This window comes from Bacteroides sp. AM23-12 (assembly GCF_003434395.1).
Classification (GTDB): domain Bacteria; phylum Bacteroidota; class Bacteroidia; order Bacteroidales; family Bacteroidaceae; genus Bacteroides; species Bacteroides thetaiotaomicron.
The window spans coordinates 98,846-120,439 of sequence record NZ_QTLF01000012.1 but is presented as its reverse complement, the minus strand read 5'-3'; the positions used below and the strand labels follow the sequence as shown (position 1 = coordinate 120,439).

General features: G+C 42.9%; 17 protein-coding genes. 3 read left to right on the top strand and 14 right to left on the bottom strand.

Going from position 1 to position 21,594, the window contains the following annotated elements; all coding sequences use genetic code 11:
* Positions 1-24 precede the first annotated feature (24 nt).
* The 6 genes from DW640_RS12465 to DW640_RS12440 form a co-directional block, all read right to left on the bottom strand.
* Positions 25-1,491, bottom strand: a complete 1,467-nt coding sequence (locus DW640_RS12465) for a RagB/SusD family nutrient uptake outer membrane protein (protein ID WP_117578285.1) — start codon at positions 1,489-1,491, stop codon at positions 25-27.
* 23 nt (positions 1,492-1,514) lie between these two features.
* Complete coding sequence (locus tag DW640_RS12460; protein WP_117578283.1) at positions 1,515-4,763, bottom strand: TonB-dependent receptor; 3,249 nt, start codon at positions 4,761-4,763, stop codon at positions 1,515-1,517.
* A 45-nt stretch (positions 4,764-4,808) separates the two neighbouring features.
* On the bottom strand, positions 4,809-5,804 hold the full coding sequence (locus tag DW640_RS12455; protein ID WP_117578281.1) for a FecR family protein: 996 nt from the start codon (positions 5,802-5,804) through the stop codon (positions 4,809-4,811).
* A 128-nt stretch (positions 5,805-5,932) separates the two neighbouring features.
* Positions 5,933-6,553: an RNA polymerase sigma-70 factor gene (locus tag DW640_RS12450; RefSeq protein ID WP_008760424.1), complete on the bottom strand. Its 621-nt coding sequence runs from the start codon at positions 6,551-6,553 to the stop codon at positions 5,933-5,935.
* Positions 6,554-6,722: 169 nt separating this feature from the next.
* On the bottom strand, positions 6,723-7,982 hold the full coding sequence (locus DW640_RS12445) for an outer membrane beta-barrel protein (RefSeq protein ID WP_117578279.1): 1,260 nt from the start codon (positions 7,980-7,982) through the stop codon (positions 6,723-6,725).
* 8 nt (positions 7,983-7,990) lie between these two features.
* On the bottom strand, positions 7,991-8,539 hold the full coding sequence (locus DW640_RS12440; protein ID WP_008760422.1) for an RNA polymerase sigma factor: 549 nt from the start codon (positions 8,537-8,539) through the stop codon (positions 7,991-7,993).
* Positions 8,540-8,718: 179 nt separating this feature from the next.
* On the opposite strand from DW640_RS12440, the gene DW640_RS12435 reads away from it, so the two are divergent.
* Positions 8,719-9,438, top strand: coding sequence for a NigD-like protein (locus DW640_RS12435; protein ID WP_117578277.1), 720 nt, complete (start codon positions 8,719-8,721; stop codon positions 9,436-9,438).
* Between the two features lie 118 nt (positions 9,439-9,556).
* Here DW640_RS12435 and DW640_RS12430 read toward each other — a convergent pair whose 3' ends face one another.
* Complete coding sequence (locus DW640_RS12430) at positions 9,557-10,246, bottom strand: MIP family channel protein (protein WP_032813526.1); 690 nt, start codon at positions 10,244-10,246, stop codon at positions 9,557-9,559.
* Positions 10,247-10,367: 121 nt separating this feature from the next.
* Between DW640_RS12430 and DW640_RS12425 the strand changes: the two genes are divergently transcribed.
* On the top strand, positions 10,368-11,300 hold the full coding sequence (locus tag DW640_RS12425) for a DMT family transporter (protein WP_074857233.1): 933 nt from the start codon (positions 10,368-10,370) through the stop codon (positions 11,298-11,300).
* Between the two features lie 6 nt (positions 11,301-11,306).
* Here the strand turns inward: DW640_RS12425 and DW640_RS12420 are convergent, their stop codons facing one another.
* Positions 11,307-12,233: a hydrogen peroxide-inducible genes activator gene (locus tag DW640_RS12420; protein ID WP_016268132.1), complete on the bottom strand. Its 927-nt coding sequence runs from the start codon at positions 12,231-12,233 to the stop codon at positions 11,307-11,309.
* A gap of 137 nt (positions 12,234-12,370) precedes the next feature.
* Between DW640_RS12420 and DW640_RS12415 the strand changes: the two genes are divergently transcribed.
* Complete coding sequence (locus DW640_RS12415; protein WP_048692452.1) at positions 12,371-12,847, top strand: Dps family protein; 477 nt, start codon at positions 12,371-12,373, stop codon at positions 12,845-12,847.
* A 103-nt stretch (positions 12,848-12,950) separates the two neighbouring features.
* Here the strand turns inward: DW640_RS12415 and DW640_RS12410 are convergent, their stop codons facing one another.
* The 6 genes from DW640_RS12410 to DW640_RS12385 form a co-directional block, all read right to left on the bottom strand.
* Positions 12,951-15,299 (bottom strand): glycoside hydrolase family 3 N-terminal domain-containing protein, encoded by a 2,349-nt coding sequence (locus DW640_RS12410; protein WP_199610363.1) that lies wholly within the window; start codon positions 15,297-15,299, stop codon positions 12,951-12,953.
* A 360-nt stretch (positions 15,300-15,659) separates the two neighbouring features.
* Positions 15,660-17,543 (bottom strand): alpha-L-fucosidase, encoded by a 1,884-nt coding sequence (locus tag DW640_RS12405; RefSeq protein WP_016268135.1) that lies wholly within the window; start codon positions 17,541-17,543, stop codon positions 15,660-15,662.
* Between the two features lie 76 nt (positions 17,544-17,619).
* Positions 17,620-18,366, bottom strand: a complete 747-nt coding sequence (locus DW640_RS12400; protein ID WP_080669203.1) for a DUF1573 domain-containing protein — start codon at positions 18,364-18,366, stop codon at positions 17,620-17,622.
* A gap of 62 nt (positions 18,367-18,428) precedes the next feature.
* Positions 18,429-19,391, bottom strand: coding sequence for a BT_3987 domain-containing protein (locus DW640_RS12395; protein WP_032813528.1), 963 nt, complete (start codon positions 19,389-19,391; stop codon positions 18,429-18,431).
* Between the two features lie 17 nt (positions 19,392-19,408).
* The gene (locus DW640_RS12390) at positions 19,409-20,620 is read right to left on the bottom strand and encodes a DUF1735 and LamG domain-containing protein (RefSeq protein ID WP_225700179.1); all 1,212 of its coding nucleotides are present in this window, start codon (positions 20,618-20,620) and stop codon (positions 19,409-19,411) included.
* Between the two features lie 20 nt (positions 20,621-20,640).
* The gene (locus DW640_RS12385; protein ID WP_008766777.1) at positions 20,641-21,582 is read right to left on the bottom strand and encodes an endo-beta-N-acetylglucosaminidase family protein; all 942 of its coding nucleotides are present in this window, start codon (positions 21,580-21,582) and stop codon (positions 20,641-20,643) included.
* Positions 21,583-21,594 lie beyond the last annotated feature (12 nt).

The following is a 21,594-nucleotide window of genomic DNA, read 5'->3' as shown; positions in this document are numbered from 1 at the left end:
TCTTTTCGATTATGTTATTGACGTTTAATTGTATCCGGGGTTCTGAACAATACCGGTCATGATAGTCATCTGGTCGCTCGGTTTCGGTAGAAGATAATTGTGATCGTCAATCTTTGCCTCCGGATAATAAGCTTCCAAAGTCTCCTTCAGAATATGACGACGGCACAAATCGAACCAACGATTACATTCAAAAGCCAATTCCCAGTTACGTTCGTCCAATACCGCCTTGTCAAACTGTGCCGGAGTCAGTCCCGATAGTTTAGTCAGTCCTGCTCGTTCGCGGACTTCATTGATAGCATCGTATGCTGCTTTTGAAGGGCTGCCCTCTGCCAGATTAGCGGCTTCCGCGTAGATCAGCAACACATCGGCATAGCGTAACATACAGAAAAATCCGTCCGCTTTATTAGCTGTAGCTATCCCTGAATATCCTCCGCTCTTTGGACCTGCATCCCGGTACTTTCCCACATAAGGTTGTGCCACATTGGTCTCTTCCCACGAAGCACCGTCCCTCATCCGAGTATAAAAAGTTCCGCTCAAACGGCTGCCATCTCCTACGGGAAAAGTTTCCAGAAAGCGTTTGTCACTGGTCCAATCTGCCCAGCCGTTTTCTCCGTGATCAGTAGGACGCACGGCCTGATGGATATAACTGCCTGTTGCATTGTCCGAACTGGCATAAAGCGCAAAGATAAATTCGGAGTTTATTTTACGGTTGCTCCATAACCACAATTGGGAATATACTTTTTCTAAGGTATAGACCTTTTCACTAATTACTTCATTTGCCTTATCACGTGCCAGCGCATAACAGGAAGTCTCATTCAACGGAAATCCCGCCATTGTCAAATAGACTTTTGCAAGCAACGCTTTTGCCGCCCAACGGCTGGGACGGCTCGGATCATCCTGTGAAAGAGGCAATGTCAACTCTGCATTCTTCAAATCAGAAACTATCTGCTCGTAAATCCGGGCAACACTCGCCTGAGGCTCTTTTGCCGCATTATCCTGATTTTCCTCCGTCAACAATGGCACTTCGCCAAACCAACGCACCAACTGGAAGTAATTAAAAGCACGCAAGAAATGGGCTTCCCCTCCAATCGGGGACAATTCGTCGGGAGATAATTTCGTGTTCTCACCGATAATCTTTATCAATGTATTGCACGCGCTAATACTTGTGTAATATGAGTTCCATAACTCATCCGTCACTTCGTCCGGATTTCCTACTGTGTTAATGTTAACCTGTTCGAATCCTTTCCATCTGATGACGGGGGTATTTACATCTTCGGCACCTGCACTGGCCGCATAGGGCATATCGGTACCATATAAAAGGATTAAGGGGGTATAGGCTCCTGTGATATAACTATTGAAGTCGGTCAGTGTCTGGAAGAACTTATCGACAGTTGGCTGTCCGGTAAGATTCTCTGTCAAATCGGCACAACTCGTACTTAATATTATCGCCAATAATCCGACGCAGCTCTTTTTTATAAGTGTACAATTCATAGTCTGTTATTATTAAATGATCATTAAAACGAAATATCCAACCCTACAAGGAAACTCTTTGACGAAGGATACACACCACGGTCCACGCCTGCCGCATCCGAGTCTGCTCCCATACTTGCTTCCGGATCAAATCCCGAATAATTGGTTATTGTCCATAGATTATTGGCACTGACATAGATACGGGCGGACGAACATCCTATTTTTGACAGTATCTTGTGCGGAATACGATAGCCCAATGTGATATTTTTCAAGCGCAAATAGTCTCCCTTCTCCACCCAACGGGAAGAATTAACATACTCTGCTCCCGAAAAAGCAGGAATATTTGTCGGATTTTCCGGTGTCCAATGATTTTTCATAACCGTACTGGTCGGGAATGCATCTGACGAATAAGTCTCACGCCGGATACGATTCTGATTATAAATGTCATTACCGGATACTCCCTGCCAGAAAATATTCAGGTCGAAATCAAAAATCGTAAATGTATTGTTGAATCCGAAGCTCAACTTCGGCTGGGCATTACCGATAATGCCTATATCATCCTTATCTATTTTTCCATCACGGTTGATATCTACATATTTGGCATCTCCGGGCTTTGCTCCGTAAAGCGCAGCCGTCGAAACTTCTGATTTCTGCCAAACACCGGCAAAGGTATATCCGAGGAATGTGCCCATCGGTTGTCCCACCATCTGGACATAAGAACCCACCAATCCCGGATAATCGGCACCGGTTGTAATAAGCGTATTGGAGAGCCCGTCCAGTTCGAGAATCTTATTTTTATTGATATTCAATGTATAATTTATGTCCCATTTAAAATGTTTGGTAGAGACAGGAATGCCACCCAACATGATATCAAATCCTTTATTGGACACGGAACCGACATTGGTAAGGATGGAACTGACACCCAATACCGAAGGCACTTTCTGCCACATCAACAGGTCTGTGGTTTTCTTGTTATAATATTCGGCTGAGAAACTCAAACGCCCTCCCCACCATCGACTGTCTATACCGATGTTCAACTCACGGGTACGTTCCCATTTCAGATTTTCATTGCCTAAATCTGATATTGCCAAAGTCGGGTTTCCGCTATCGTCCATGCCCGGATAAAACTTTAAATGAGAAGAGTAAGCGGGCACTGCCGCATTGCCTACCGTACCGTAACTTCCACGAATTTTAAACTCCGGTACCATATCTTTCAGCCTTTTCATAAATTTCTCTTCCATAAGATTCCATCCTAACGAAAATGCTGTAAAATTGTCGTATTTGTTTCCTTCTGCCAACTGGCTGGCTCCGTCATAACGAATCGATCCGGAAAACATATATTTATTCTTATAACTATAATTCACGCGACCCATAAAAGACTGCATCACCGTAGTAGAATATTCCACCCAAGGGGCCTGCAAAATAGAACCGAACTGCACTCCATTATATCCCATTCCCACCGGGATTCCTCTGGAAGAAGCAGATGTGCTCTGATAATTATCCTTCAACACTTCGTATACCCCGGTAGCCTGAACGGTATGATCACCAAAAGCCTTATCAAAAGTCAGAATACTGGTACTTTGCAAAGCAATATAGCGTGATTGGGCTTTACTTCCGTTAATATCTCTAATATCGCCATTATTGACACGCTGATTATCAAAATACCCATTGGTATCGCTATGAGTCTTATATGAAAACAAAGAAGATAATTTGAGGAAATCCCAGAATTTATATTCTCCCATTAAAGAAGCATTAAAAGAAGCAACGGATTTATCGTCCACTATCTCCAAAGCATACCCCACCGGATTGTATAATGAAACCGGTCCTATTCCTCCACCCGGCTGTGTATATCCTCCTTCACTATCGGGATCATAGATGCGTTTCGTAGGCGACCATTGAAGTGCTGCATTGATAGCCTGTTCATAATCTCCATTGTGCGTCTCGTCATAAGAGGCAAACGTATTCAGCGACAAATTCAAACGGGATGTAGCCTGAACTTTAAAGTTTGCACGAAAAGTATATTGTTTAAAATTGGTATTCTGCACAATGCCATCTTTATTGGTATATCCTCCAGCTATGAAATAAGAAATGCTTTCTTTCGCTCCACTGATACTGATGTTATGTGATTGGGAAACCGCATTCCGAAAAATCTTATCCTGCCAGTCCGTACTGTTTCCTTCCAACGGAATCTCATCCGGTCCAAAAACAGGATTGAGCCCATTCTCTTCCTGAGCCTCATTCATCAGCAGGGCATATTCTTTTGCATTCAATGCAGGCAAGGTTTTCCGTACTTCATCAAATGAAACAAAACCGTTGTAAGAGACCTGCGGCTTTCCGGTTTTCCCATTTTTAGTTGTCACCAGAATAACACCGTTCGCACCTTTCGAACCATAGACAGAAAGGGCTGCGGCATCTTTCAATACTTCTATGGATTCTATCTGATTAGGATTCAAGCTCCCGATATTCCCATCTTGAACACCATCGATTATGATCAAAGGATCATTTCCATAAGTCAGCGAGTTGGCTCCACGGATGCGGATCGTTGCCGATCCTGAAGGAGCACCACTGGAATTCTGCACAACAACACCTGCCACACGTCCTTGCAATGCCTGCGCAGTACTGGCATTAGGAGCTGACAATAGCTCTGCTGACTTTACGGAAGAAACGGAACCGGTGATATCACTTTTCTTTTGTACACCATACCCCACGACAACTACTTCATCCAATACTTTAGTGTCTTCCTTCAGGACAATCCGAAGCAGATTCTTACTATCGGCAGCTCGAAGTTCCACACTCTGATAACCGATATAGGAGACTGAAATCCAGGCATCTTCCGATACCTCATTTATAGTGTAGTTTCCGTCAAGGTCCGTAATTATTCCGGTTGAAGTTCCTTTCACTACCACGCTGGCCCCAATGATCGGTTCGCCCTTATCATCCACGACGGTTCCTTTGATGTTCTTCTTTGTACTGCCGTCATGAGGTTTCTGCGTCTTTTTCAAGATGACTATCATCTTGTTTTGCAACTTATAAGTCAAATCCTTATCCAAGACTTTATTCAGCACCTCATCCAATGATGCATTTTTGAAAGTTGCCGTAATTCTTTTATTCTCATTCACTTCATCTGTCTTATAGATGACAGATAAACCTGTTTGTTGCTCAACTTCTTTCAATACTGTCTTCAATGTTTCATTCTTGAATGTCTTGTTGATGACCTGGGCGTGCAAAGTCACTGTCGCCAGACAGAATGAAACTAAAAGAAGCAGCCGTAATAAGCTCTTTCGGTTGTTCATAGTTTTTCTCGATTTAATTTAATAATAGTTGTTACGAAATGGAAATTATTCTCTGATATATATATCCTTGCCTTTACGTTCGACGGTTATCGGGATAATCTCTTGCAAAGCCGTCATCACCTCTCCGATTGTTTCTCTGTTACGCAGAGAAATACGGAATGTCTTGTCTCCTACAGCTTCCGATTCCAGCCGAATATTCACATCATATTGTCGGGATAGTTTTGCAACCAGTTCCTTCAATGTAATGTGATCAAATTCTATACGGTTCTCCGCCCACGCTTTTGATTGTGAAGCGTTTACTTGGGTACGGATGAATTTTCCTGTTTCTACGTTCAATCTCATGGACTCTCCAGGAGACATCCTTATCTGACTGCCTTTATAATTCAGTTCGACCGAACCTTCGAGTAAAGTGGTGGAAATGAACGGATCGTCATCATAGGCGGATACGTCGAACTTTGTTCCTTTCACAACGACGTCATATCCATGTGTCTGCACGATGAAAGTAGCTCCCGCTTTCTTGGTGACTTCAAAATATCCTTCACCGTTCAGTTCGACTCTGCGATTGGCGGTATTAAACTTGTTCGAATACTTCAGTGTAGAACCTGCATTAAGCCAAACGACTGTACCGTCAGACAGAACGACTTTACTCTTCTCGCCATAAGGAGTTTCGCATACAAAGTACGTTTCCGGTTGCAATGAGGAAGAGAGTTGCCGGACACCGAGGGTTCCTCCTATAGTCAGAAGTACGATGGCTGCGACAGCAGCCACTTTCCGCCAGACGGAAAATCTCGTTTTCGAAATACCCAGCATCGGGATAATGGCTTCCTGCGTGCGGATTTTGCGTTGTAATGTCTCCCACTCCTTCGTGGTATTGGAATCGGTAATGCCCGAGGCAATCCACTCCTTTTCCCACTGTCTGAATACCGTGCGATTTGCTTCACTTTGTCCGACATACTCAAACAATAGTTTTTCGTCTTTTCGCCGGATTCTTCCTTCGAAATACTGAACGGCCAACTCACGAATGTTTTTCTTTTCTTCCATAATTTCACTTTCTATAAGATGTAACAACTATTATTTCTTTTACCCAACCACCCATACAAAGAAAAAAGCAGGAATTTTTCAGTCCCTGCTCTTCCAATCTAATTATCAATGGTTTATATTTTCTTCTTTTATTTATTATTCATAATCACCCAGGCAACAATCATAATATAAATGTCTACCGGATACTTGTCTTTGAAGTGTTTGGAGAAGCTTTTCAATGCTTTCGCAATGTGCTTCTCGACTGCCGTAGTCGATATCTGAAGTTTGTCTGCAATTTCACGATTCTTCAGTCCTTTGAAACGGCTCATCAGAAAGATTTCCCGCGAACGCTCGGGCAGCTGCCCGATGACAAGGTTGATTTGTTCCTGCAATTCGTCATATAGTAGTTTGTGCTCTGCATCTAGCGTGAAGTCGGCATAATAGAGCCTTTCTTCACCATCAATGGATGCAAGATATTCTATCTGATGTTTCTCGACAATGGAAAGATGCTTCAAGTAATTCAGGCATCCATTGCGTACCATTGCAAAAAGTAAGGAGGTGACCGATACAGCCGACAACAACTCCCGCTTCTCCCAAAAACGCAGAAAACACTCCTGAATAATATCACGAGCCGTCTCTTCATCTTCCACGAAACGAATAGCATAGCCGCGCAAACGGGGATAATAAGCCTTAAAAAGATATTCAAACGCCTGATTATTACCTTTTCTGATCTCGTCTAATAAGAACTTTTCATCTGAAAAATCAACCATAGTGTCGTATTTTGAAACAAAGGTATAAAGTTACAGATGACAATGATATTAATATTTTCTCAGATTTCCGATTTTTCAGCAAAGTTTCTGCATATAAAACTTTAAAAGCGATATTTTAACCGTTATTGGTAAAATATCGCTTTTAAAATATATAGCTCAACTATATTGACTAATAAGTAAGTCGGATACCCGCCTGAATATTGAAGTTGAACGGATTCTCCTTACGGATGGTCTGTACATCGGAACCGTCATCAAAGAAATAAGCAACACCGGGTTCTACGTATATACCTACCCGTTTGGTGGCATTAAACTGTGCGCCGACTGCACCGGAGACGGAGAATTGCAAAGGTTTCACAGTTTCCTTCTCTGTGCCCAGCTTGCCATAAACACATTTCTCAATCATACCTCCACCGGATACATAAAGAGTAAACAGTTTCTTATCAAGGAAGTTCCAGTTCGCTTTTAACGGGATACCCAGATAATGCAGTTTCTGCTTGGTCTTCTGGTCGCTGTCCGCAAACTTTGCATCCGAAGAAAGCAAGGTGTAAGTCAATCCTGTTTCGACAGAGAACCCTTTCGCCAGACTCTTGCGGACAGATAATCCGAAGGAGATAGGTTGATGGTGTTCCATATCGACCACCTGATTGGCCTGACGCAAATAAGGTACTCCATCTTCAAAGACCAATTGCTGATCATTGGGTATGCTCAGCAGACCGTTTGATACCGATACCATGCTCACACGGGACATATAAGAAGGAATGCCCGATCCCAACTCTGTAGAAGCACCACCGGAGTTACCTACCGAAAGTCCCATCGACCATGTGCCTTTCTGTGAAGATGCCTTTTCTGCCGGAATATGCAGTTTGTCTCTGCTGGAAGGACGGCGCGGCTTATTTCTCGGTTGTTCCGTATCTGCGGGCTTATGCTGGGCGGCCTTCGTTTCTTCCACCGGTTCCACTTCTTCTTTTTCTTTCCGGTCGCCGGTCTGAGCGTTCAGTTCCGAAGGTTGCTGCTCTTCTTTCTTCACCGGTTCGTCGATATTTGCCGTCGGCTGGGGAATGTTCCGTTCTGCTTTCGCGATGCGGTTCTTCACTACCGGACGCACTACCGGTTCTACCGTTGTTCCTGTCATATCCGGTTGCTGCGCATCCGGCAAAACATCCGGTACAGAGGCTAACGCCGGAGTCTTGGCATGACGAATTTCATCAGCAGCAGGAGTCCCGAGGAAATACAGGCTGACCGATGACACCAAAGCCAATAAAATGACAGCCGCAGCGGCTACCGTCCATTTACGATAAGGATATATCTTCCTCTCCACAGGAGGCATAAGTTCTTTTTCCAGTTGTTCCCAACCGGAAGCAGGAAGCGGCTCCGAGTAATCCCCGAGCTTCTCCTTCAACTTATTCATCCATAATTCTTTCTCTTCCATATCTCTACCTATCCGTTATTCATTATCCATTCTTTTACTCTCTTAGCCAACACGCTCTTCGCCCGAAATAATTGCGAAGCCGATGACTTCTCATTAATACCTAACAACTGTGCTATTTCCTTATGCGATTTCTCCTCGAAGGTGTAAAGGTTGAACACGGTACGGTATCCTGCCGGCAACTCTTCGATAAATCGCATCAATACCGCTTGCGGAATCATCTCTACAGCCGAAGCGTCGGGTTCCTCGTAATCTTCGGGTACTTCTTCCAAAGGCGTAGACTGACTGATTACATCACTCTTCCGAAGATACTGTAAAGCGGTATTGACCATCACCCGTTCCATCCAGGCCCGAAGTGAGCCTTCACCCCGCCAGGTGAACTTGTCGAAAGAACTGAATATCTTTATAAAACCATCGTGAAGCAGATCCTGAGCTGTATCACGGTCGCCGGTATAGCGCAGACAGACGCCTAGCAAACGCCCTCCATAATGCTCATACAATTCTTTGCGGGCTCGATTATTTCCCAGCCTGCATTGTTCCGACAACTCAAATTCTTCCATTTGCTTATACACGTGTTTACCTTATAAATGCAGCAAAGATAGAAATACTGCACAGAGAGAACAACTCTTTTGCAACTTTTGTTTCTTTAACAGATCCAAATGCAATATTTTCTCCCCCTTTGCATTTTCAGAGTACAAAGCAAGTAAATAGTACTCATTAAAAAACATTTTTATAGTATATGAAGAAATTTAAATTCATTGCATTTTTTATTGCTGTTATGACCACAATGCCGATACTTCAGTCGTGTCTGGATGATGACTCCTCATCCGATTCACTGGTCATCGGCACCATCAATCTGATCAGCCCGGATAGCAAGGATTTCTATTTCACTCTGGATGATGGAAAAACAATGTTCCCGAGCAATGGAAACGGATGGATCAGTGACAAGAATAAAGACGGGCAACGCGCCTTTGTGATATTCAAAGAACTGGAAGAACCGGTGAAGGGATATGACTATAATATTCAGGTAAGAGAAATAAAAGAGATCCTGACCAAAGAAATCGTGACTATGGGGGAAGGAGAAAATACGGAAGAGAAGATCGGAGACGATAAAATCAATTCTACTTATATGTGGATTACCCAAGACAAGAAATATCTGACAATCGAATTCCAATATTACGGCACGCATAGTGAGGACAAGAAACATTTCCTGAATCTGGTCATCAACAACAAGGAAGCTGAACCTGCTGCCGATGATGCCAACGATGAGTATATCAATCTTGAATTCCGGCATAACGACGAAGGCGACACCGCCGACCGTCTGGGCGAAGGGTATATATCTTTCAAATTGGATAAGATTCAAGATCAGATGAAAGGCAAGAAAGGACTCAGAATACGTGTCAAGACCTTATATAACGGGGAGAAATTCTATGAAGTGAAATTCCCCTCATCTAATTAAATCTAGTAATTATAGAAACACTCTTTTTATTATAATATATAATTACGCAAAAGAGGGCGACAGTTGTGAAACTCTCGCCCTTAATTTTATCATAAAGTGATCCGTTTATTTCTTCTTATTATTTCTTTTCATTCTTGTCACCGAAATAATTCCAGACGAGCGCACTGACAGCCGCTCCTACAAACGGCGCCACAATAAACAGCCATAACTGCGACAACGCTTCTCCACCCTGGAACAATGCCGGACCGATGCTACGTGCCGGATTGACGGAAGTACCTGTAATAGGGATACATACGATATGCACCAATACCAGAGAAAGACCGATGGCAAGGCCTGCGAAAGCTCCCGCCCCTTTCTTCGGATCGGTAGACCCCAGCACCACCAATACAAAAATGAAAGTAAAGACCACTTCTGCGATGAATGCCTGTAGCATCTCACCGTCACCGAAGCCGTTGGAACCGGTAGCCGTCGGCCCGTCGTACCCGCCGGTGGTCACCAGGGCATAAAGAATAGCCGAACCGATAATCGCTCCTATAACCTGGAAAAGCATATACATACCCGCATCTTTTCCATTCATACGACCCGAGAGGAATACTCCTAGCGTAATAGCAGGATTGATGTGACATCCCGAAATACCTCCGATAGCATACGCCATCGCCACTACTGAAAGTCCAAATGCCAAAGCAACACCGACCGTTCCCACGCCGGCTCCTACAGTACCAGCCATACTGCCGGCAAAAACAGCACTTCCACATCCCATCAGGACAAGCACCATCGTCCCGATCATTTCTGCAATGTATTTTTTCATATTACTAAATAAAAAATGGTTGATTCTCCAAATATAAGGAATTAATACCTAGATTCAAAATGTATGTGCCTAATTATTACTATCTTTGCAGCATTTTTGAATAAAACCACCAAACCATAAAATGAAAAAAGGACTTTTTTATGCTATATTGGCCTCTGTATTATGGGCTATCGTCAATCCGTTTATCAAGCAGGGACTGAGTTACGACTTTTCGCCGATGAACTTTGCAGGAATCCGCTTTACCACTGTAGGCATCATTCTTTTTGCTTATACCTGGCATAAGGGGATGTGGAAAGAAATACGCCAACACAGCAAACTGTTTCTGAATTTGATCCTGATCAATATGTTTATGGGGTACACCGCTTTCTATTTCGGAGTCGATTTCGTCAGCGGGGCTATCTCTTCTATCATTATGGGAATGACACCTCTGATCAATGTACTGCTAGCCCATCTGCTGGCCAGCAATGACCGGCTGAATGTGCACAAGATTATCAGCCTTATTGTCAGCCTCATCGGTTTGCTGCTTATCGTAGGCATGGGTAGCAATGGCGCTCCGCTGGACTGGAAAGGGATCACGGGAATTGTACTTTTGCTGCTCAGTATCATCTTTCAGGGATATTCCGCGATTTCGGTATCAGAAGATAAAGGCAAGATAAACCCTATTTTCCTGAATGCCGTGCAGATGTTCTTCGGCGGACTGCTCATCTATATGGTAGGATTAGGTACGGAAGGGTATCATTCATTTATCGGAAAGCCTGCCGGATTCTATATCAGTCTTTCTATTCTGGTATTTATCTCGGTCTTTGCTTTCAGTTTCTGGTTTATCGCCTTACAGAGTAAAGGAGCCAAAGTGAGTGATATCAATATGTGCAGACTGATCAACCCGATATTGGGCGCCATACTTAGCTGGATCATGCTCCCGGGAGAGTATCCGACATTCAGTACCGTTGCAGGAATGATTATCATAGTCAGCTCCCTCATTATCTATTTTAAGGGAGCTGAAATAGGGCGATGGTTGAAACGCCATACAGCCGGAAGCAGTACGCAGGAATAAGCAATATTACAGCAAGTACTGAATGGATTGCAGGGATTGCATTTCTTTGGGTACTGCTGCCAGTATCTCTTCTTTGAGTACATTGAGCAGGCTATGACGGATAAAATCCCTGCTGGTCGCAAGCACTATCTGCCGTGTAGGACGGGGAATGGCAAACGGACGTACCAGTTTCTTTTGTTCTTCGTTCAGTTGCGAAACAGCCAGTTCGGGAATGAAGGTGATTCCTTTTCCGCTTTCTACCATACGCATAAAGGTTTCCATACTTCCCAGATGGTAGGCCATCTGATTGACTTTGACCGTTTCCATCTGGCAGAAACGTACAAGCTGGTCACGGAAGCAATGCCCTTCGTCCAATAGCCAGAGACGTTCGCCCGTTATATCGGAAGTGCGTATCACGTCGTGCTTGAACAGAGGTTCTTTGCAGGATACATATCCGAAGAATGTTTCATAGAAAAGTGTTTCTTCTTTCAGGAAAGTGTCTTCCAATTTGCTGGCTATAATTGCGGCATCAATATCTCCGGCATGCAATGCCTGCTGGATATTCTGTGTTTTCATTTCTGTGACACGTATATCCAGTTCCGGATACTTTTCCATCAGTTGGGGGAAGAAGCGGGGAAGTAAATAAGGTGCTATGGTAGGCAATACCCCCAAATGGAACACGCCTGCCAGTGACTGTTTCTCTTCACTGATTATTTCTTTCACCTGCGCTGTCTGTGCCAGAATGACACGTGCCTGATCAATGATCTTTTCTCCAATCGCTGTGGGACAGACCGGCTGCACCGTACGGTCAAACAACTTCACTCCCAGCTCATCTTCCAGTTTCTGGATCATAGCACTCAGCGTGGGCTGCGTCACGCGGCAATATTCCGCCGCTCTGGCAAAATGACGGAACTGATCAACCGCCAATATATATTCTAATTGTTGTATTGTCATCTATCAAATATGATTAAGTTATAGATTTCTTCTATGCAAAGATAGAAATTTTCAGTTTGACAACAAGCATTTTCCGCCTTATCTTTGCAGTACAGAAAAAAAGAAAACGAATATAAATCATTAAAAACAAATAGAATATGAAAACTTTAGAATTTATCAAATTGAACGAATCGGGAGCAAACAACGTAGTAGCATCTTTGCAACAATTACTGGCAAACTTCCAAGTGTATTACACCAACCTCCGCGGTTTCCACTGGAATATCAAAGGGCATGACTTCTTCGTACTTCACAGCCAATTCGAAAAGATGTATGATGACACCGCCGAAAAGGTGGACGAAATCGCAGAACGTATCCTGATGCTGGGCGGCACTCCTGCCAACAAATTCAGTGATTATCTGAAAGTAGCCAATATCAATGAAGTGGATAAGGTAAGCAACGGAGAACAAGCACTGGATAATATCCTGCAGTCTATCAGTTATCTGATCGGTGAAGAACGCAAGATTCTGTCTATCGCTTCACAAGCCGGAGATGAAGTAACCGTTTCGATGATGAGCGATTATCTGAAAGAACAGGAAAAGATGGTTTGGATGTTGACAGCTTATAACAGTAAGTAAGTACAAGGTTTAGGTTTTAAGTGAAAAACAGGCTGGCTCGTGATAATTCAGAGTCAGCCTGTTCCATGTATAAACTCAGATTAGAAATAAGTCTCTTTGTCACTCACAGACTCTCTACAGAAATATCTTTTGTTAGTCTTATATCATCCGAAGAGGCACCAATCATTATCCGGAAACCTCCTGTTTCCACAACACGTGTCATATTCCGGTCGATAATGGACAAGTCTTTTTCGGTCAAAGTGAAAAAGATTTCCTTCTCCTCTCCTCTCTTCAGAAAGAAACGCTCAAAACATTTTAATTGTCTGAGAGGCTGAACTACTGAAGCATATTCATCCCTCAGATAAAGTTGTGCCACTTCTTCACCGTCATAGCTTCCTGTATTTTTCACTTTGAATGCAACTTCGAAATGACAGGGAGATTTCCGGATTACCTGTAAATCTGAATATTCGAAAGTGGTATAACTCAACCCATAGCCAAAAGTATATAATGGGGAAGCAGCCTGTTCGACATAATCATGATTGCGGGGAGCCTTTTTATTATAATAGACAGGTATCTGTCCGACAGAACGGGGGACGGAAACCGGCAATCGTCCGGCAGGATTATAATCTCCAAACAAAACATCAGCTATTGCATACCCTCCTTCCTGGCCCGGATAAGAAGCAGTCAGCAATGCGTCGGCATGCTCGGATGCCCAGACTTTATCCAGCGGACGACCTTCAATATAGACAACGATCAGTGGCTTTCCGGTAGCCTTCAATGCATTCAATAAATCTTGTTGTTTTCCCAGTAAAGTCAAGGTAGCCCTGTCAAATCCCTCGCCACATTCCATGTCGCTAATACTCTTTTCGTCAGCAATTGCCGCACCCGTCTCCTGGTAGCTCGTCTTGAAATCGCGTGCGCTGGAACCTCCTACCACCGCTATTATAACTTCCGAACGGCTAGCTGCCTCCACCACTTCCGCTATTTCGTTCACTGTCGTATCACGAATAGCGCATCCACGCACGTACTCCACCTTAGAAGGAGACAGTTTGGAGATCACTCCGTCTAACACGGTTTTTATGTTTTCATCTTCTTGCGGAGCTGTATAGTCCCCCAGCATATTATAACGATTATCCGCATTAGGTCCGACAACTGCCACTTTTTTAATCTTTTTATTCAAAGGAAGAATCGAATTCTTGTTCTTCAGCAATACGATAGATGATTGCGCCACTTTATGTGCCAGTCTGATATGTTCCTCACTACGTACCACCTTCGTTGCAGACTTCGGATTCACATAAGGATGCTCAAACAAACCCATTTCAAACTTCATCCGTAATACCCGGCATACGGCAGTATCAATCACTGCTTCACTGATTTTTCCGGATTGAACGGCATGAGTAAGATTCATAAATGCATTGCCCCCCAAATCAATATCCACTCCGGCAGAAACGACCTGCATAGCTGCCTCTTCTATAGTAGGAGCAACAAAGTGACTTTCATGGACTCCTTCAATACTATATAAGTCTGAAACAACAAAGCCACGGAATCTCCACTCGTTACGCAGTAATTGTGTCAGCAGATAATAATTAGCCGTACAGGGGATACCATCTATTGAATTGTAGGAGGTCATTACAGAGAGTGTTCCCGCATCAATCGCTTCCTGAAAAGGAGGAAGAAAGTTTTCGTGCAGATCTCTAGTCCCTACCGATGCATAATTACCGTTTTGTCCACCTTCCGGTACCGCATAAGCTAAAAAATGCTTCAGGGTAGCGATAGTAGCATATTCACGGGATAGGTCTCCGCTACCTAGCCCTATGACCATCGCCGCTCCCAGTCGTCCACTCAATACAGGATCTTCACCAAAGGTTTCTTCGACACGTGACCAGCGAGGATCACGAGATAAATCCAGTACAGGACCATAACTGATATGTGCACCCTGTGAACGAATCTCTTTAGCAATCACATTTCCTACTTCTTCAATCAGTACCGGTGACCAAGTTGCCGCCATCCCTATGCCGGTTGGAAAAACGGTCGTTCCAATCGCCATATGTCCGTGAGGCGCTTCTTCAGCCAAAAATAAGGGAATACCCAAACGGGTATTTTCAATCACATATTTCTGCAATGCGTTGCCGGCTTTGGCAGCCAGTTCGGGATTAAGTCCATTTTCCAATGTCTTCTTAGTCCAAGGGTCCGCACGATAAGTTGCCCACAGCATACCTGCGTTCTTTTCTTTCATTAGTCTTTTAAACTTTTCAGAAGGATGTACTTCATCGTCCTTTATTTCGTACATTTCCCAACCAAGAGGACATAATAGTTGCCCGACCTTTTCTTCCAACGTCATACGTGAAAGCAAGTCTTTCACCCGTTCGTCAACAGACAAGACCGGATTTTTATAAGGTAACAGAGAAGATTGGGCAAAAGCCACGACATTCATCGCCAACCCTACAATCAAAATATATAATCGCTTTGTCATCATACAATATGATATAATATAAAAATTACTTTCCGTTGGTTTCGCAGAAGTTTCATGCGGTGAAACTTTAGTTCCAAGCTGACGAAACTTTTGTTTCAAGCTGATGAAACTTTAGTTTCAAACAGGAGAAACTTTAGTTTCAAGCCTCAGAAACTAAATGTTCTGCCAATTGAAACAAACCAAAGATACTATCAATTCAAAGAATCCATCAAGAGATCACACAAAGATATAATAATCCCTATGTTGCAGATAAATTATCTGCAACAGGTATCTGCAACACTATAAGCCACTATAAATCACCTAATAAACAAGCAGGTGGCAGATATTGCAGATAAAATCAAAAAATATTCTAGAGAGAGGCTATCGACACCCAATTTCCGCTATTCCCAAAGAATCACTTTCGTCTACCATACGAGTCGCTTTTAACTTAAAATAGCGAGCCTCAACCGGACTAAAGTACATATTCTGAAGAATCGGATTATTACGGATGTTCGAGAATTCTCCCTGTGCTACGACTTGCATCGCCTCTTCGGTAATACCGGCAGACAATTCGTATGATGAGATCAACCCTTTACTATATTCACTTTGATCAGGTAAATAGTAGAATGAATGGATTGTACGATTTTCGCCAAGATCAATCATGATTTCCTTGCCTGAGATTAGAGCGGTAGTCTGATCGTCCTTGTCACTACATTTCTTTGCTTCTTCCATATCCACTCCCAAAATTGTAAAGGGGAAACTTTTCAGTTCTGAGGTTGCCGGTGTATAATTTTCCGTTGCATCGGGAGCGTAATAAGCCCCGACCTCATTGATACACAAACATGCACGAGCATCCGTAAACCGTATACGCAATTCTTCTGTTTCGATCATTTCAAAGCGTAACAAACGTTTGTATCCTACGGTTGTGGTTTCTTCGTTGCATTTAACCGACAGCCATTGATCGCCCTTCTTATATTCTACAACAAAGGATTTAACCCTTTGTCCCAAAGGTATATACTCCTGAATCATTACCCGATTCATCTTCGTCGGCTGACTAAAAGTGAAAGTCAGATCGGCGGTAGTCACTCCGTCATTGGTTGCCCAATAAGTATCGTACTTTCCGTCCGTTACGGCACGAACCTTGAATTGTCCTCCACGCTCGTCGGAAGCTGATACTTTTGCACTGCTCAATAAATTATCTGCCAATTCTTTCTGAACTCTCAGATGAAATGAAACAGCATTCAATGAATCGGTCGGATGAATCAAACCGTTGCGGTCTACAGGAAAGTTTAATAATAAAGTCGCATTATGACCTACACTACGATAATACAAGTCCGTCAGTTGATCGACTGTTTTTACCTTGTCGTCTTCCTCTGGGTGATAGAACCATCCCGGACGGATAGAAACGTCACACTCGGCAGCGACCCATTGATTTCCATCGGCATGACCGTACTGTAATTCCCGATACTTGGGATATCCCGGATATACCTCGCCTGCCCGAAGGAAAGACCAATTAGTAGCTCCGGCAAATCCATTCTCATTTCCTACCCAACGGCAGCCCGGCCCTCCGTCTGAGAAAATCACAGCCTGCGGTTGCAGTTCATCGATCATCTTATAAGCCCGCGGGTAATCATAGTATGTTTTGCGGTCGATCGTACGTGCGTCTTTCGCTCCTCCGTACCAACCGTCTCCTCCGTTGGCTCCGTCAAACCAGATTTCAAAAACATCACCATAATTAGTGAGCAATTCATGCAACTGCTTATAGAAATAATCTACATACTCCGGCGTTCCATAATTGGCTTGATGCCTGTCCCACGGAGAGAGATAAACGGCAAATTTGATTCCATACTTCTTACAGGCATCGGAAAGTTCGCGTACAATATCACCTTTACCGTCTTTGTAAGGGGTATTTCTAATACAGTATTCGGTAAGCTGTGTAGGCCACAGACAAAAGCCGTCATGATGTTTGGCAGTCAGGATTACTCCTTTCATACCGGAATTGACAAATGTCTGCACCCATTGCTCGCAGTCCAGACGAGCAGGATTGAACGTTTTCGGATCAGAGTCGCCATAACCCCATTCACGGTCATTGAAGGTATTGAGACCGAAGTGTACAAAGGCATATGTTTCCATCTTCTGCCAATTTACTTGCTTTTCCTGAGGAACGGGTAAAATAGCTTCCGGTGCCGAAACACTCTGACATCCTGTTAAAAGTAGACTGAATACTACTGTAAAAATACTGGTTGCGATTGGTTTTCTCTTCATGGTGTTCGATTCATTTATAGTTTTATCTTTTCAGGTTATTTTATTTGCCGGTGCTAAGATAGGAAATATTATATTACTAATCAACCGGATTGGTACATGTTATCTTCAGCGGTTTCATTAATGCCCGCCCGTTGATCACAGGATAGACACGTGTTTCGGTCGGAAAGCTGCCGGAATATTGATATTCAACGGGCATCACACCTTCTTCACGGGCTTTCACCTGACGGGGACTGGTAAACTTAAGATCTGTATTACCACCTATAACGACAAACATAAGCTGTATATCATTATCGGTATCGTTTACGTATTTCAGTTTCATTGTTTTCGTGCCGCCTTTGCCTATGGTACCGAATGCCATTACTTCGAAATTCATCCAAAGTCCGCTACCGTACTCATACGGATAGTTCTCTGATACCGGATGTTTGCAGGGAATGACGGTGCCCTTTACCCAAATGCGGTTGTAATTAGCATTGTTATTGCTCAAAACAACTACTTCTTTACTAAAGAAGCCCGGTCGGTAGGCCGGGTTGTAAGTCACTTTCACTTTACCTGTAGCATTCGGCCGGAGCGGTTCTTTAGGAAATTCAAACTGTACACAACCACAGCCACTTGTTACTCCATTGATAGAAATAACTTTTTGACTGACATTCTTAAACTCAAATTCATGTGAAACCAGTCCATTTTCTTCCTTTATTTCTCCAAAATCAAAGACACGTTCTTCGAACACCAGTTCGTCAGAAAGAGTCTGTGCGTACGAGGCAACCAAATACAAATTAATGCAACAAATCAATATAATAAAGCGCAGCACCATACTTTTTTTCATTTAAAACAAAAGCCTCTCATAATAACTCATTAGCTATTATAAGAGACTTTCATCAATCCCGTTTATTCATTCTGATACATATCAAACTCAGACAAAACAATCCCATATCCACTACTATACGGCAATAATTCAAGTTTGACATATCGAGCACTCACAGCTCCATAGAAACGAATATATTGCGGCGTTGCACGAGAGAAAGTAACGTTTCCCTGATACTCATAATCTTCACCTCCTGTTTCACTTGTATAGACAGCGGCACTGGACAAACTATAATTACGGGAATAATACTGTAATCGAATTCCTGTTATGTTTTGGTATACGCCATTCAAATTAACAATAACGGTAGAACTGGCATCCTGAGACGGATAAGTCCTTGTATTTCCGTCGAACAGAGTTGTTCCAACATCTACACCATTGTTAGTGGCAGTCCACGCGCTTCTATCACTAATTAATGTGCCTTCCACACTCGTTGCTCCCGGAACACAATTCGTAAAAGAGGTGCTAACAGCGAGATAAGCAGAGGAATGAGTTTCACTCAATGCCGCATTCGATACCGATGTTACTTTTAGCGGTAAAAGATAACTTGTATTGACAAACTCGCTCCACTTTCCATCCTCTATTTCAATAGTAACTGAATCAGAAGAAAGCATACTTCCCGCAGGAATCACGAGTTCTTTTTTATCCAAGGTTACTTTTACCCCGTCAGGGAAAGAAGAAAATTCACCTATGGATGCACAATTATCAATATCCAAAGTAACCGTTATATCTTTAGAGGCAACTTTAGTAGAGCGTACCCCTACCTTAACTATTTCCGGTCCACTCTCTAAACTAGAGCCAATCGGTGTTCTCAACACTTCATAGACAAATGTATTTTGAGGATATTCTGTTGAAGTCCAACGGTTCACATTAATATATACATAATTTTGGTTGCTTCCTTCGATATCGTAACTTTCGTCATCACAAGACTGAAGACTAAATAATCCGACTACAACCAACAATCCTAAGATATGCGTATTTATTTTCATAGCAATCATTTATTTCGTTACTCGTTACATCTGTTATTATCATCACTGTCCCATGCAATAGCACTGCTATAATTCAGATTATATGTTAATCCAGCTCCTTCATTTATTTCACGGGCAGTGTTCGTCCAATCCATATCATAGCCATGTCCTGTTGCATCTTTAAAGATGTGTCCTTCGCCTTCATTCATTTTCCAGTATGCAACCAAACCTTCTGATTGTGAATCAACGCCACAAAGATTCATCTGTAGTTCGCCTGTACTCAAAGCACGGTTCCAGACACGAACTTCAGCAATACGGCCACGAAAATACTGAGATCCGCGATATCCCGTCCACGACATTCCTAGTTCAAAACGCTGGAAATCGACCGGTTTACCATCACCATCGCCTTGTGCATCTTTCACTCCGTCTACATACATAGTCAGTTTACTGCCATCATATGTCAACGAGATCATATACCAACGATCAGTGCTAAAACGTGTACTCGATACAATACTTCCACTTGGACTTACCCACTGCAAGGCATTGATATCTAATCCATTTTCTCCAAATCGCAGCATACTTGAGCGCTGTTCGTCAGCAGAAGTGAAACTACACAGACGAGCTATACGATGCCACTCTTGAGAATAGCATTTGATCTCATAGGTGAAGTTAGACAATTCCTGTTTCTTATCATCTGAGAAAATAAAGTTACTATAAAGATTCGTATTGCTGATATTCAATGAGGTGAAATGAATAACACGAGATATCTGCAAGAAAATAGTTTTCGAAGGTTTTAATATTTCAAGTCCATCCACTTCTACCATAGTAACTGGAACTACATATACTCGCCCTTCTGCAAAGTCTTCGGTAGAAATAACTTTAACTGTAACAGGAGTAGAAAACGCTTTACCTGCCTGAATCACAGCATCAGCATCTTCAAGAGTCACAGCGCCCTCCGGAATCGCATAATATTTAGTATTATGTTCATTATTATATGTCTCTACCAGTGACCTGTCAATGGCAAACTTCACATTTACGTCTTTATCTACTTTATCAGTAGTAGAAGCAGTGACGGCATACGAAGAAGGGGTATCTTCTACCACAAACTTGGTTACAGGAGTAGTCTCTGTCCCTGTAATAAAAGCCATATTCTTGTTATAATCAAACTTATCACCTTCTGTACAACCCAGAATGGATAAACCTAATATAACTCCCAACAAAGAATGTTTAAATATATATGTTTTCATCATGATTCTTATTTATTCATTGTTTACTCATTTACAGCAGGATTCATTATCTGAATAGCCTCCCGGAATTCATTATAAGGTATACCCGATGAAGAATAATAATTTCTTCCTAAGTAGAATACTCCACAACCGCCTTTACGGCCTTTCGACGGTTCCCAACGTGCATAGTTCATAAGTTGTCCCCCATCGGCATAGAATACTCCGAACGATTCGCAGTAAATCATCTTCTCGGGTGGAAAGTTACTGGGTTGAGTCAAGAACCCCACTTGATCACTATAAGCCTGTTGAACGATATAATCACAATAAGGTATGATGTCTGTTGGTGGTGTTCCACTAAAGTAGTCAACGATAAGCAACTTATCCGGCTGTTCGCCTTCAGGACCAAAATACTTGCCAAGTTCCTTTATCAATCTGACCAAATCGGAACCACTCCAACCTTCCCAGTCAACGTCTACTCCATCAAGTCCCGGTTCCAACACTTGATTCACAATCCATTTTGCATATGCAGCCATCGCTTCATCGTCCTTATTCTGGCTAAGATCATAATCAACCCCATCAACGGTAAACTGGTGTCTGTAATGAGAAGCATCGGCATGCATGACAAAACGTGTACCCAATTTCCGCTGGCAGTATTGCATATCCGCATATGCTATCGGATGTGTCTCTGCTGTCGGTATTCCCATCCAAAGATTTACAATATCTATACTGTCAGGTAGTCCTACCATACGTTCACCCCACGACGCGGGATCTTTATAGCCTGTCACACCTTCAATCGGTGACCACGCTTCGTAATAAGCATAACTTATCTCATGATCGCTTTTCTTGAAAGCACGCAGATTCTCAAAATACTGCTCGTCATATGTTTTCAGCTTCTGAATTTCTAACGCTTCCACATCGGTATCACAACTATAGAAAAAGAATGTTCCGATAAGGAAAGTCAGTAAACCTGTTATTTTTGTTTTCATCGTAATTAGTGT